The 13,733-nt window shown below is 71.7% G+C and carries 9 protein-coding genes; 2 read left to right on the top strand and 7 right to left on the bottom strand.

What is annotated here, in order from left to right; translation table 11 throughout:
• Positions 1 to 6: 6 nt before the first annotated feature.
• Both AB0H21_RS22135 and AB0H21_RS22130 read left to right on the top strand, forming a co-directional pair.
• Entirely contained in the window at positions 7 to 1,914 is a 1,908-nt protein-coding gene (locus AB0H21_RS22135; protein ID WP_358519401.1) for a fumarate reductase/succinate dehydrogenase flavoprotein subunit, read from the top strand.
• On the top strand, positions 1,914 to 2,696 hold the full coding sequence (locus AB0H21_RS22130) for a succinate dehydrogenase/fumarate reductase iron-sulfur subunit (protein WP_358519399.1): 783 nt from the start codon (positions 1,914 to 1,916) through the stop codon (positions 2,694 to 2,696). The genes AB0H21_RS22135 and AB0H21_RS22130 overlap by 1 nt, the downstream gene beginning before the upstream one ends.
• Positions 2,697 to 2,820: 124 nt before the next feature.
• On the opposite strand, the gene AB0H21_RS22125 is transcribed toward AB0H21_RS22130, so the two are convergent.
• From AB0H21_RS22125 to AB0H21_RS22095, 7 genes are all read right to left on the bottom strand, one after another.
• Positions 2,821 to 3,969, bottom strand: coding sequence for a hypothetical protein (locus tag AB0H21_RS22125; protein ID WP_358519397.1), 1,149 nt, complete (start codon positions 3,967 to 3,969; stop codon positions 2,821 to 2,823).
• Between the two features lie 167 nt (positions 3,970 to 4,136).
• A complete protein-coding gene (locus AB0H21_RS22120) occupies positions 4,137 to 6,287 on the bottom strand; it encodes a hypothetical protein (RefSeq protein ID WP_358519395.1) in 2,151 nt (716 codons plus the stop codon).
• A gap of 105 nt (positions 6,288 to 6,392) precedes the next feature.
• Positions 6,393 to 6,782, bottom strand: coding sequence for a (deoxy)nucleoside triphosphate pyrophosphohydrolase (locus AB0H21_RS22115; protein ID WP_358519392.1), 390 nt, complete (start codon positions 6,780 to 6,782; stop codon positions 6,393 to 6,395).
• A gap of 80 nt (positions 6,783 to 6,862) precedes the next feature.
• Positions 6,863 to 7,948 (bottom strand): bifunctional lytic transglycosylase/C40 family peptidase, encoded by a 1,086-nt coding sequence (locus tag AB0H21_RS22110; RefSeq protein WP_358519389.1) that lies wholly within the window; start codon positions 7,946 to 7,948, stop codon positions 6,863 to 6,865.
• Entirely contained in the window at positions 7,945 to 8,589 is a 645-nt protein-coding gene (locus tag AB0H21_RS22105) for a hypothetical protein (protein ID WP_358519386.1), read from the bottom strand. Before AB0H21_RS22105 ends, AB0H21_RS22110 begins: the two co-directional genes overlap by 4 nt.
• 2 nt (positions 8,590 to 8,591) lie before the next feature.
• A complete protein-coding gene (locus AB0H21_RS22100; RefSeq protein ID WP_358519383.1) occupies positions 8,592 to 11,240 on the bottom strand; it encodes a type IV secretion system protein in 2,649 nt (882 codons plus the stop codon).
• Positions 11,237 to 13,720, bottom strand: coding sequence for an ATP-binding protein (locus tag AB0H21_RS22095; protein ID WP_358519380.1), 2,484 nt, complete (start codon positions 13,718 to 13,720; stop codon positions 11,237 to 11,239). Before AB0H21_RS22095 ends, AB0H21_RS22100 begins: the two co-directional genes overlap by 4 nt.
• Positions 13,721 to 13,733 lie beyond the last annotated feature (13 nt).

Here is a 13,733-nt window from a genome sequence, read left to right as displayed (position 1 = left end):
CATCCAGTGGAAATCGAGCGTCACGAATACGACGTCGTCGTCATCGGAGCCGGCGGCGCGGGGCTCCGGGCGGCGATCGAGGCCCGCCAGCAGGGCAAGCGCACGGCGATCGTCTGCAAGTCGCTGTTCGGCAAGGCCCACACGGTCATGGCCGAGGGCGGCGCCGCCGCCGCGATGGGCAACGTCAACCCCGCCGACAACTGGATGGTGCACTTCCGTGACACCATGCGCGGCGGCAAGTTCCTCAACAACTGGCGCATGGCCGAACTGCACGCCAAGGAGGCGCCGGACCGCGTCTGGGAGCTGGAGGCCTGGGGCGCGCTGTTCGACCGCACCAAGGACGGCAAGATCAGCCAGCGCAACTTCGGCGGCCACGAGTACCCGCGCCTGGCCCACGTCGGCGACCGCACCGGCCTGGAGCTGATCCGCACGCTCCAGCAGCGGGTCGTCGCCCTCCAGCAGGAGGACGAGAAGCTGCACGGCGACCCCGAGGCCTACATCCGGGTCTTCGCCGAGTGCACGATCACCAAGCTGCTGAAGGAAGGCCCCGCCGAGGACGCCGCGATCAGCGGCGCGTTCGGCTACTGGCGCGAGACCGGCCGCCTGATCTGCTTCGACGCGCCCGCGGTGGTCCTCGCCACCGGCGGCATCGGCAAGTCCTACGTCGTGACCTCCAATTCCTGGGAGTACACCGGGGACGGGCACGCGCTGGCGCTTCTGGCCGGGGCCAAGCTGATCAACATGGAGTTCATCCAGTTCCACCCGACCGGCATGGTGTGGCCGCCGTCGGTGCGCGGCATCCTCGTCACCGAGTCCGTCCGCGGCGACGGCGGGGTACTGCGCAACTCCGAGGGCAAGCGGTTCATGTTCGACTACATCCCCGAGGTGTTCAAGGACAAGTACGCCACCACCGAGGAGGAAGCGGACCGCTGGTACGACGACCAGGCCAACAACCGCCGTCCTCCGGAGCTGCTGCCGCGCGACGAGGTCGCCCGCGCGATCAACTCCGAGGTGAAGGCCGGGCGCAACTCCCCGCACGGCGGCGTGTTCCTGGACGTGTCGAGCCGCCTGCCCGCCGCCGAGATCGTCAAGCGGCTGCCGTCGATGCACCACCAGTTCAAGGAGCTGGCCGACGTCGACATCACCGCCGAGCCCATGGAGGTCGGCCCGACCTGCCACTACATCATGGGCGGCGTGGAGGTCGACGCCGACACCGCCGTGTCCTCGGTCCCGGGCCTGTTCGCGGCCGGTGAGGTGTCGGGCGGCATGCACGGCTCCAACCGCCTCGGCGGCAACTCCCTGTCCGACCTGCTGGTGTTCGGCCGCCGGGCCGGCGCGGGCGCGGCGGAGTACGTCGACGGGCTCGCGGCGCGTCCCGTCACGCCGGAGGAGACGCTGCGCGACGCCGAGGACGAGGCCGTGGCCCCGCTCTCGCGGAGCGGCGGCGAGAACCCGTACGAGGTCCACCACGAGCTCCAGCGCACGATGAACGACCTCGTGGGCATCATCCGCAAGGCGGAGGAGGTCAAGGAGGCGCTGGAGGTCGTCGAGAAGCTCAAGGAGCGCGCGGCCGGCGCCGGCGCCCCGGGCGGGCGCATCTACAACCCCGGCTGGCACCTCGCGATCGACCTGCGCAACATGCTGCTGGTCTCCGAGTGCGTCGCGCGCGCCGCGCTGCTGCGCCAGGAGAGCCGCGGCGGGCACACCCGCGACGACTACCCGGCGATGTCGGCCGAGTGGCGGCGCAAGCTGCTGCGCTGCGGGCTCACCCCCGCCGGCGAGGTCACCGTCGAGGAGCGCGAGCAGACCACCATGCGGCCGGACCTGCTCAGCTTGTTCGACCGGGCGGAGATCAGCAAGTACGTCACCGCCGACGAGCTGGCGGACTACGACGCCCTGGTGAAGGAGTCCTGATGGGATACAAGGCCAAGTTCCGCGTCTGGCGCGGCGAGGGCGGCGAGGGCAAGCTGGAGGACTTCACCGTCGAGGTGAACGAGGGCGAGGTCGTGCTCGACGTCATCCACCGCCTGCAGGCCACGCAGGCGCCCGACCTCGCGGTCCGCTGGAACTGCAAGGCGGGCAAGTGCGGGTCGTGCTCGATGGAGATCAACGGCAAGCCGCGCCTCGGCTGCATGACGCGCATGTCGACGTTCACCGAGGACGAGACGATCACCGTCACGCCGATGCGGACGTTCCCCGTCATCAAGGACCTGGTGACGGACGTCTCGTTCAACTACCAGAAGGCGCGCGAGATCCCCTCGTTCACCCCGCCGGACAACGTCAAGCCCGGCGAGTACCGCATGCAGCAGATCGACGTCGAGCGGAGCCAGGAGTTCCGCAAGTGCATCGAGTGCTTCATGTGCAACAACGTCTGCCACGTGATCCGCGACCACGAGGAGAACAAGCCGGCCTTCGCCGGGCCGCGCTTCCTCATGCGGATCGCCGAGCTGGACATGCACCCGTACGACGTGGCCGACCGCAAGGACTCCGCGCAGGAGGAGCACGGCCTCGGCTACTGCAACATCACCAAGTGCTGCACCGAGGTGTGCCCCGAGCACATCAAGATCACTGACAACGCGCTGATCCCGATGAAGGAGCGCGTCGTCGACCGCAGGTACGACCCGCTGGTGTGGCTCGGCAACAAGATCTTCAAGCGGCCGGGTTCACAGAGCTCGTCGGGGTCCAAGACGAGCTGAGACGGGCCTCTCCACACGAGACGGGCCGCCGTCCGTACACCACGTACGGACGGCGGCCCTTCGCTTTGCGCGGCCCTTCGCTTTGCGGCGGGCCTTCGCTTTGTGCGGGCCGGACGGGTGGCCGTCAGGAGGAGCGGCCGCGCCAGAAGCGGCCGAGGGGACCGCGGCCCTGCTTGCCGTCCGGCAGCGGGCCCTGGAGCGTCCGCTTCTCGTCGCCGGGGAACTGCCCGGGAAGGACGACCCCTGAGCGCGGCGCGGACGCCGTGGGAGGCGTCTGGCCGCCCGGAGCGGGCATCGTGGCCGTCGCGTCGCCCGCGACCGGCTGGGGAGCGGAGGGGTCGCCCTGGACGTGCGGCCACGGCTCGGCCTGGCCGGCCTGCGGTGCCGTCTGACCGGGGGCCATCGGGTCACCCTGCTGGTGGACGCCGTACGGGTCCTGGTAGCCGGGAGGCGGCGAGCTCGGGTAGCCGTGCACCGGCACGAAGCTGACGACCGGCGCGTACGTCGTGCCCCCGTGGTAGATCGGGTAGGGCGGCACGGGGTAGCCGTAGTAGTCGTCGCCGCGGTGACGACCCCGCGCGCGGGGACCCACCGTGCGGATGGCCGCGGCGTGCGCCACCCGGCGGATGCGGCCCTCGAAGATCAGCACGCCGAGCATCACCAGCACGGCGAGCAGCACGCCCGGGATGGCGAGTTTCCTGCTCAGCGTGATCTGGTCGTACTCGGGAGCGGCGCGGCGGATCACGACCGGCACAGAGTCGGGCGTCGGGTCCTCGAACGCCAGGTTCGTCGTCGTGTCCGGTGGGGTCGCCGGGGGCGTCGTCGCCGGGGGCAGGTTCACCTGAGGATCGGCCGCGGGCGTTTCCACCGGCGGCGGGGTCGTCTCCACCAGCGGCGGGCTGGTCGGGATCGTCGGCGTGGTGGGGAACGTGTCCTGCGTGGGAGGCGGCGCGACCGGAGAGGTCTTGCTCCCCGATGGAGTCGGCTTGGGGGTCTTCGTGGGGGACTTGGCCGGCTTGGGGGTGACGGTGTGCGTCTTGGTCACCGTCGGGTCCGGGCTCTCCGTGATCGTCACCGTCACGGTCGGCTCGGGCCCGGGGTTCGACGAATCCGGCAGGTCGGTGATCGTCGGGTCCGTCGGCTCGACCACCCGCGTGGGCTCGGCCCGTACGACCTGCGCGGCGTTGGCCCGATTGGAGGTCAAGGGCGCCGCGGCCAGTACCACGGCGCCCGTCAGCCCCAGCGAGGCGACGACCGCGGACACGGTCGTCACTCGCGCGCGTCCATTCACCGCTTGCCCTCCGCCTGACTGAGCGTTGCCGTACCAAGAGGAATCCTAGTTTGGCAAAACTAACAGTAACGGGCGTTTGGCGACACTCTTCCTACGCGGTGTCCGATCTTCGCGCCTTGTTTCCTCCGTTTTCCCGGCGTGTTTCGCGCCTACATGACGTGTGACCTGCGCGCCCTGCGGTGCCGCAGCCGCAGTTGCAGGGCCAGCGCGATCAGCAGCAGGGCCACCGCGACCACGGCGGCGGGCAGACCGCGGCCCATCTCGAAGTCCTCGTGGTCCGCACTCGCCATCAGGTCCTGCTTGTCCGGGCGGATCTCCTGCGGCAACGGCGCGCCGAGCGGGACCGCCGCCTGGACCTGTCCGGGAGCCGGGACCTCGGCCGCCGGCACACCCGCCCCGGGCACACCAGCCCCGGGGACCTGACCCGGCGCGCCCACCTGTCCGGGGACGGGGGGCTTCATCGCCGCCTGGACGGGCGGGACGGGCTGGCCGGGAACGCCGCCGGGCGCGAGGACGCCCGTGGGCTGCTGGGCCTGCCCGGGAGCCGGAGTGATCGCGGGCGCCGCCGGGGCCTGCGGCAGCGCGGCGGGCAACTTGGCCGTGACCGGAGGCGCCGCCGGCGGGACCGGGGCGGGCGCCGGGACGGGCATCGGCATCGGCATCGGCGCGGCGACCGGCGCCGGGGCGTGCACCCCCGCCGGCGTGGCGGGCGCGCCGGGCGCCGGATGCGGGACCGCGGTGTCCTTCGCCTTGGCGACGTGCTTGGCGGGCTGCTTGACCTTGGCCTTGGCGTCCGACTGCTTGCCAGGGATCACTGTGCCCAGGGACGCGGCAGGAGCGGACACGGCCGTTCCGGGCTTGCCGGGCGCGCCGGCCACCGGCTTCGGCGACGCGCTGGTCGCAGGCTTCGGGATCGCGCTGGTCGTCGACCGCGGGACCGCGGCGGTGAAGGGCTTCTGCGCGGCGACCGGCTTCTGGCCCGGGAAGATCGGGGCGACGGCGAGCGCGCCCTGCCCTGGAGCCCCGGCGACGTCCGGAGTGCCCTGAGCCACCGGGACCGGGTCGGTCCCCGTGTTCTGGAACGGCACGACGACCGTGGCCGGAAGGGGCTTGGCGGCCGTGGCGGGGACGGGCTTGACGGCCTTGACCTCGCCGTCCTCCACGACCGCCTTGGCCGGCGCCGTCACCCCGAACTGGTCCGGATCGGCCGTCGACGGGGTCTTCGCGGGCCCCACGTCCACGGTGACGGCGTCCGCGCCGCTCGGATGCGGCTTGCCGGGGACGCCGCCGATCGCGGCCACGCCCTTGGCGCCGTCGATCGGGACGGGTCCCCCGGTCGGGGACGGACGCCCGCCGGAGCCGTCCGCGTGGAAGTCCCGTCCGAGGCCGCCCTTGAGCGCGGTGTTGAAGAGGGAGTCGATGCCTGTGCCGGTATCGCCGTCGTCGGTCGTGTCCGTGAGCTCGTCCTCGTCGTCCGTGCCGGCGATGTCGGCGATGCCGATGCCGGTTCCGGTTCCCGTGTCGGTGGTCTCGTCCCCCGTGGTCGCCACGGGGCCGGGGCCCGCCACCACGCCCCCGCCCGCGTTGGCCACCGCGCCGGTGCCGGTGCCCGTGTCTCCGATGTCGCCGATGTCGTCGCCGGTGGTCCCGCGCGGCGTCGTCACGGCCCCGGACGGCTGGACGGCCGCCTTCTGCGTCTCCGCCTTCTGCGCGTCCGCCTCGGGATCGCCAGCCGCGTTCTTGACGTTCGCGACGTTCGCGAGCTTCTCGACGTTCTCGGCGTTCCCGTCCTTCTCTACCTGCTCGGCCTGCTCGGCATTCTCGACAGGGAGCCTGACGTCGGCCGTGCGCCGGATCCACTGCACGCCGACCGGATCGTGCATGTGGGCGATGGCGCTGACGCCGACCTCCTGGGCCTCGCGGGGCACCCGCATCGCCACGTCGACGGTCTTGCCGTCCGTGACCTGGTCGAACTCGCAGATGCGCAGGCGCGGGGCCGGCTTGGCGGGCGTCGCCTCGCGGTCCTCGCAGCTCACGAGGGCCGGGGCGTCCGCCGGGGTCATGGCCACCGCCAGGCGGGTGCGCGGAGCCGGGCCGTCGAACCTGACTCGGAAGTGCAGGACATCGCCCGTGTGGATCGTCCTCTGCTGCCCGCTCTGGGTGCCCGTCACCAGCCGCACGCTGAGCTTGACGCCGGTCGAATCCGGCGGGCCCTCCGGCACCTGCTCGGCCGCGGCCGCCGTCACGGCGGATCCGCCCCCGCCCAGGATCAGCGCTCCGGTGCCCACCATGGACACCACCCGGGCACGTTGCCACCAACCGGCCACTACAGCCCCCCGTTCCCCGATACGGTACGCGACAAACTCGTCACGTTGTGTAGCTGTTATCTCACATCGTGCCGGGTCTCAACCCTCGGGGATCAGATCTTGTACAGCCTGGACGATGGGGAGGTCGGCGGGCAACCACGGGATGTCGAAGAGTTCGTCACGGGTCATCCAGCGCAACGCCAAGTGCTCGTGGGGGTGCGGGTCGCCGGACACAAGCCGGGCGAACCACGCGCGCAGGACATACCCCGGGCCGAGCGGCCAGTCGCCGCCCACCTTCGCCCCGACGGCGATCTCGACGCCCAGCTCCTCGCGACACTCGCGGACCAGCGCCTCCTCGTCGGTCTCCCCGGGGTCGACCTTGCCCCCGGGGAACTCCCAGCCCCCCGCGGTGGCCGGGGGGCGCGCCCGCTGGGCCGCGAGAAGCCTGCCCCCGTCGACGATGATCGCCGCCACAACAATCGTCTCCATGCGGGTAAAGACTAAGGAGTCCCCGTCCATCTCCGCCGCCGGACGCCCCGGCGTCGCGCCAGGCGACCGGAATGACCGATCTACGTAAGGCCGAGTCGCTTGAGCTGTTCTATGACGGTCGGGTTCTCCAGCGGGCGGGTGTAGCCGACGATGTTGGGACGGTCACGGTAGGTGGAGATCTTGATCGGGCCGCAGAGCGTGCACCTGGCCTCGATCATCTTGCCCGGTGACACCACCATGCCGACGTGACCGGGGTTGTTGGCCGACGTGCCGGGCCCGGCGTTGAAGAACACCAGGTCGCCCGCCTGCTCCGACCCCCTGGCGACCTTCGTGCCGAAGGGCCACTGGCCGAACGTCGTCCGGGGGATCGACAACCCGGCCGCGCGGTAGGCCATGTAGATGATGCCCGAGCAGTCGTAGCCGTGCGGCCCCGTCCCGCCCCAGATGTACGGCTTGCCGCGCTGCGCCAGGGCGTACTCCATGATCTTCTTGACGATGTCCGTCGGCGCCGCGTCCACCAGCGGCGGGTCGCACTGGGGGTCGTCCTCCGGCGGCACCTCCAGCGTGCCGTCGGTGGCGTACCGGCGGGCGATCTGGAGCACCTGCTCGACGTACCACATCGCGTGGTTGTAGACGAACAGCGCGCGGGTCAGGTCGCCGGGGGCGCCGTTGCGCTTGAGCATCTTGGCCGCGCCCAGGATCGCGTCCGCGGGGTTGTAGACGTCGGCCCAGCCGTCCCCGTCGCCGTCGGAGGCGTACCCGTTGAACTTCGACGGGATCTTGATCTTGGCCTGGCCGCCCCACGTGCTGATCAGGAACTGCATCGGCCCGGCGGCGCCCGCGTAGTTCGTCCCGCTCTTCACCCCGGGCAGGTTCGAGCGCCCGTGGTCGGTCTCCCGCTTGCCGACGCCGGCCAGGACGGTCCACTGCACGCCGGTCTTCTTGCCCCACTTCTTGTAGAGCTCCAGGTAGTCCGCTGGGATGTCCGACTGCGCGGTGTTCGAGACGTTCGTCACCTGCATCGTGTCGTCATTGCAGTCCTGCGCCCCGCCGCCCGCGCCGAGGAACGACGGGAACGTGCTCATGAGCATGGGTGCCATCACCAGGGTCACCAGCAAGACCCCGGCGAGCCCCACCATCAGGGCGATACGTGCACGGGAGCTCACTCCACCGTCCCCCCGCCGGGGTCGCCGTCCTGTCCCGCGTCCGCGGGCTGCATGTCGTAGATGCGCCACTGGTCGCCCACCTGGGTGAGCGTGATCGCGTAGTCGGCGTCGCTCTCGCGCGTGCCGCTCTTGGCGGTGATGCGCTGGACGGCGGTCACCACGAAGACGACCGACCCGCTCGCGATGTCACGGATCGTCTTCAGCCGCGCCGAGCCCGCGGACACCACCTGGTCGGCGCGGTTCTGCTCGACCGTGGCGGGCGAGGTCACGTCCCTGGTGAGGATCACCCCGAGGTCCGGCGTCGTGTAGCCCTTCAGGCGCTCGGCGTACGAGGCCGGGTCCTCGTCCCAGCGGTACGTGGCGTAGGAGACCGCGAACCGCTGGGCCGCGTCCGCCGCCTGCGCGATCTGGTTCTTCGACAGCGGCAGGTAGGAGTAGATGTCGAAATTTCCGGACTTGACCGGGGGCGCGGTGCCCTCGGTCACGGGCGTGCCCGGGGCCGTGCTGGACACGGCCCCGGGAGGTGGAACGGCCTCGCCGGAGCCCCCGGCCGGCCGCATGGACAGATAGATGCCGACGGCCGCGAGTGCGACGACGACGCCGGCGAAAACGAACTTTCGCCGGTCGTTGACCTGCGCCATCGTCAGTCCTTGTCGCCGTCTGCCGGTCGCAGCCAGAACGGCGCGTCCTCACCGCGCCCGGCGTCCGAGCGCGGGGGAAGCCACAGCGGCGGGGCCTCGTCCGACCCCGAGCGCCCTCCCGACAGCCAGCCGGACCCGCGGTCGCCGTTGCCCGACGAACCGAAGATGCTGGTGGCCGAACGCGACGACCCACCGCCGGACGATCCGCGTGACGACCCGCCCGAGGAGCCCCGCGAGGAGCCGCCGGACGAGCCGCGGTTCGAGGACGACCCGCCACCACCGCCACCGCCTCCGCCGAGGATGCCGCGGGGGCCTCCCGCCGTCGAGCGCGGAGCCCGCGGCTCGGAGCCCTCCGACCGGCGCGAGCCGCCCGACGAGCCGTTGGACGAGCCCCTGGAGGACCCTCCCGAGCCCGAGGACCCCGGCCGCGAGGCCCAGCCGCCGCCGGACCCGCCACCGAACCAGCTCCCCGCCGAACCCGCGCTGCCCGAGCCCGAGCCGGTGCTCGTCCGCGTGGCCGGACGGGAACCGGCGGCGCCGGGAGCGCCTCCGGAACGCGCGGGCGTGCCCGGCGCTCCGCCGCCTGAACGCCCGTTGAGGTTGAGGGGCGGGGCCGCGCCGGGACGCGGGACGGCGGCGCCGCGGCCGGTGGCCTTGCGGCGCGCCCCCGCCTGCGCGTCGGCGTCCAGCGGCGCCGGCTGGGCGCCCACGGGCACGCGGGTGCCGGTCTGCTGCGTGGCGCCCGGCGTGACCTCCTGGTCGCGCACGCGGGCCTGGGACACCGACGCGGCCGTGGCCGCCGCCCCCGTACCCGCTCCCGCGGCCCCGGCCATCGCCGCGGCGTTCATGATGGGCTCGGCCTTGCGCAGGCCCCAGCGGCCCATGCGCGCAGCCGCCACCGGGGGAAGCGCGTTCGTCGCCCGCGAGAGCGTGGGCGCGGACGCCGCCTCGCCGAGCATCCGGGTCGTGAGCGTGTGCCCGTCCATTCTGGCGAACAGGTGCTGGAAGGGACGCCGGTAGAAGAACACGGCGATCGTCAGCAACGCGATGAACATGATCTGCATGCCCCAGGGCAGGGCCGTGGAGATGATCAGCGCGTACCCGTACACCAGCACGCCGAGGACCAAGGCGAGGACCGCCTGGCGCAGCAGCGTGCCGATGAGCATCTCGACCCAGCGCATGGCGATGATGCGCCCCGAGCCGGGGTGGACGCCGATCAGCAGGAACACCGGGCCGAGGATCAGCAGCAGCAGGAAGCCGACCTTGAGCGCGATGAGCGAGACGGCCACCAGGAAGATCAGCACGCCCGCGACCATGGCCGCCATCAGCGCGCCGATCGCGATGCCGAGCCGGCTCGTCCAGTCCTTGCCCTGGAAGAGGAAGAACAGCGGCGTGTTCTCCAGCGGCTTGGCGATCTCCTGCTCGTAGCGCGCCTGATGCGCGCCGCTGGTCATCTGCTGCCCGGAGTTCTGCTCCTGGACGTCCGTGGCCTGGATGTCCAGCAGCTTGACGCCCAAGCTCGCCACGACCTTGGGGTCGGCGGTGCCGAACTCGCCCATCAGCCACGGCTTGCAGACCAGCGTGGACCACAGCGCGTCCGCGTTCTGGTCGACCCCCGGGACGCCGCTCTGGCCGTAGCCGCCGGGCCCCGCCTTGGGGTTGGTCTCTCCCTTGAGCGGCAGGCAGGAGGCGCCGCCCGCCCCGGGCAGCCCGCTGAACGCCGAGTTCACGACCTCGGTGGTCCTGTCGGTGACGGCCTTGCCGAGACCGGTGAAGTCGCCGGGACGGCTGAAGAACCACACGGCGACCGTCACGGCGAGGATCATCCAGATGACGCCCTCGGCGGTGGTGCTGGCGCGCTTGCGGATCAGCCCGTACCAGGCCAGCCAGACCGCCCCCAGCAGGATGACCACCCGCAGGTAGGGCCAGTACATGGCGTTGGCGAGGTTCGTGACGATGTCGTCGACGACGTCCTTGATGGACTGGAGCGGTCCTTCCGTGGCCGCGGCCTGGTAGGTCGAGATGGTCATCCGGTCGATGGTCTTGGCCCAGAGGAAGACCGTGTTGGCCCACGCGTTGCCGAGGACGGCGGTCACGTCCGTGCAGCCGAGCTGGTAGGTGTGCCAGAACAGGCCCGACATGCCGTACCGCTCGTAGTTGGTGGCCGGATTCGACGCGGCCTGGGACGTCGTGCCGGTCGCCGCGCCCGGCGGCAGCGTCTCGGTCGAGGGCGCGCCCGTGACGGCCCCGGGGATCTCCGCCGGGGGCGGCTTGACCAGGCCGTCCATGCCGGCGCCCACGATCTCGGGCGCCAGGTCCGGGGACAGGTCGCACGGGCCCGCCGCGCCCGCCACGGTCGGCGAGAACGCGATCGGCACCACGACGACGCCGACGAGGATCGCCAGCACGACCAGCGCCCTGCGCCGCAGCCGCGCGCCACGACTTCTCTGCTTACGTGCCCGCCTGGTCGGCGTGACCGGCGCGGCCAGCCCGGCCGCCCGCGCCGCCCTGGCCGAAGCGATCCGCCCGGCCGTCTCGTCCATCCGGTCCTGGATCGCCCGGATCACCCGGCCCGCGACGGCCGCTCCGCTCACCTTCCGACGCCCCTCGCCGACGTCGGCCCGCCCCTCACTCCGCCCACGATCTCTCATGACCGCACCTCCTGCGCAGCCGCCGACCTACTCGCTCGCCCACGAGGATCATGCACGCTCTCGCCGGGTTTGTCGTGGGTCGGATTCGTGTCCAGCCACCGAAGCAACTCCTCGGAGATGAGATCGACGCCGATGCGCCCGGCCCGTCCGTCCAGGTCGCGGAAGATGCACTCGCCGTTGCCGAGCGCCCGCAGCGCGCCCTTGTGCTCCTCGGACGGTTCCACGCCGAGCAGCGCCATCACGCTGTCGACCTCGGTGCGCTCGGTGGACCGGAAGGCGAACACCGAGGACAGGCAGTTGGTGACCTGCTCGTTCAGCAGGTCACCCGCGTTCTGTGAGACCAGCACCAGTGCCGTGTTCCTCGACCGGCCCATGCGCGAGACCTCGGGCACCAGCTTGGCGCCCTCGGGCGTGGAGGTGATCGCCCACGCCTCGTCCAGGAAGATCGCCTTCGGCGCCCGGCGGTCCAGACCGTTCATCAGCCGCCGCGCGAACTGCGACACCAGGTACAGCAGCGCCACCGACAGCCGCTGCTCGTAGGAGTAGTCGTCCCGGACGGTCGTGACGTCGGGCAGGGTCAGGCCGCCGAGGGTGAACACCGTCGTCCAGCCCTCGGTGTCGATCTGGTCGCCGCCGGAGGCGTCGAAGCACAGCCGCGCCAGGTGCATCTCGGCCATCGACCGCAGCACCGCGCCAAGGTTCTTGGACGCGGGGTCCTCGGCCTGCTCCAGGTGGTCGACGACCTTGCCCAGCGAGGGGTCCACCCCGTTGGAGACCGTGGAAACGGCCTGGATCATCGCCGACTCGCGCTCCTCCGACATGCGCGGCAGCAGCAGGCGCAGCGTCTCGGTCGCCATCGTCTTCTTCGCGGCGATGTCGTCGCCGAAGGAGAACGGGTCCAGCAGGCCCGGCGCCGCCGAGCCCAGCGGGATGATGCGCGCCTTGCGTCCGCGCTTCTGCAGGAGCTGCACCAGCGACTCGGCGTCCCCCTTGGGGTCGATGACCGCGACCGTCACCCCGCGCAGCGCCATCTGGTAGATCAGCAGCAGCGCGAGCGTGGTCTTGCCGCCGCCCGGCTCGCCGGTGATCGCGATGGCCGTCGGACGGTTGCGCGTCGCCGCGACCAGCGGATCGAAGTGGACGATAGACCGGGCACGGCCCAGCGTCTCACCGATGTACGGCCCCGCCCACCCGGCCCCGCTCTCGTCGATGCGGTCGCCGAGGTCGACGGTCGCCGTGGCCATGCCGCCCGCGATCGTCCGCAACGGCTGCCGCTGGGCGTACGCGTTGACGCGCACCCGCTCGCCGGGCAGCGCCTCGCAGAACAGCGAGAACTGGTCGCCCGTCGAGTTGACGATGTCGATGCCCATGTCGCGGTAGTGCTCCACCACGGCCTCGACCCGCTGCAGGCACATCTCCTCGGTCGGCGCGGCCACGATCAGCCGGTGCCAGCCGTACACGAACGGCAGGCGCTCCTTGGTGATGCCGTGCTCCAGCATGCGGGCGGCGTCGATCTGCTCGGCCAGCGCGATCGGCGCCTCCGCCCCCGCCTCGCGGATGTGGATGTCCATGTCCCGCGCGTGGGCCAGCTTGCGCGCGACGTCCTTGCTCGCCTTGACCGGCGGGATGAGGCGCATCCGCGAGCTGACCTCGACCGGAAACGGTAACTGGTCGATGAAGTGCAGCCACGGCTCGCCGTCCGGGAACGGCATCAGGTCCGGGAACCGGGCGAACGACAGGTGCGCGACATAGGAGTCGCCGCCGGGCTGCTCGATGCGCAGGAACGAGCGGCCGTTGTGGATCTGCCCCTCGACCAGCGACTCGATCTCGCCCTCCCCCCACCTCCTGGACGGCGTCGCCGACGACGGCGGGTCGCCGAGCGAGCCGGACGCGGCGTGCCGGAACAGCCACGCGATCTCGCCGGAGGACGCGTGGCGAGCGTACAGGGCGCTGGAGCCGAGGGCCCGGCCGAGACGCTCGGCCTGGTCGGTCCACTTGGCGATCTCGCTCGCCGGGACGTGGTCGTCCTCCAACCCGAGCGCCGCCTCGCTGCGCTGGTAGAAGCCGAACAACTGGCCGAACACGCCCGTGCCGAGCTGGGCGCCGCGCGGGCCGAGCCGCACGCCGACGTAGACCTCCTTGGTCCAGAAGTCCTTCGCCCAGACGTGCCGGTACATGTCTTCCAGGTAGTCTCGCCAGCCCTCCCCCTCGTCGGAGGTGGCGTTCAGCGCCATCGCCCACTCGGCGGCCGGGTACGCCCGGTGCGCCACCCGCAGGTGCACCTCGGCGTCGGACATGCGGATCGCGGCCAGCGCGATGGTGATGTTGGTGGCGAGGGCCTCGCGCTCCTCGGCGGTGACGAACTCGTAGCTCACCGTCGGAAGCCGGAAATACGCCCATGCGGATGAGTCGGTGAGAAGGATCCGATCGTCGAAATACCGTACGGCCAGCCTGCTCCTCGACCGCGACGACCGGCCCATCAGGCCGCCCGTT

It is taken from the genome of Sphaerisporangium sp. NPDC051011, from assembly GCF_040653595.1.
Taxonomy (GTDB): domain Bacteria; phylum Actinomycetota; class Actinomycetes; order Streptosporangiales; family Streptosporangiaceae; genus Sphaerisporangium.
The sequence above is the reverse complement of the archived record's forward strand: the minus strand, read 5'-3'. Positions and strand labels throughout refer to the sequence as shown.

What these genes read in the sequence shown, in the direction of transcription:
- AB0H21_RS22115 (WP_358519392.1), bottom strand. Translation starts at nt 6,782, where the DNA reads ATGGAGACGATTGTTGTGGCGGCGATCATCGTCGACGGGGGCAGGCTT.
- AB0H21_RS22105 (WP_358519386.1), bottom strand. Translation starts at nt 8,589, where the DNA reads ATGGCGCAGGTCAACGACCGGCGAAAGTTCGTTTTCGCCGGCGTCGTC.
- AB0H21_RS22100 (WP_358519383.1), bottom strand. Translation starts at nt 11,240, where the DNA reads ATGAGAGATCGTGGGCGGAGTGAGGGGCGGGCCGACGTCGGCGAGGGG.
- AB0H21_RS22130 (WP_358519399.1), top strand. Translation starts at nt 1,914, where the DNA reads ATGGGATACAAGGCCAAGTTCCGCGTCTGGCGCGGCGAGGGCGGCGAG.
- AB0H21_RS22095 (WP_358519380.1), bottom strand. Translation starts at nt 13,720, where the DNA reads ATGGGCCGGTCGTCGCGGTCGAGGAGCAGGCTGGCCGTACGGTATTTC.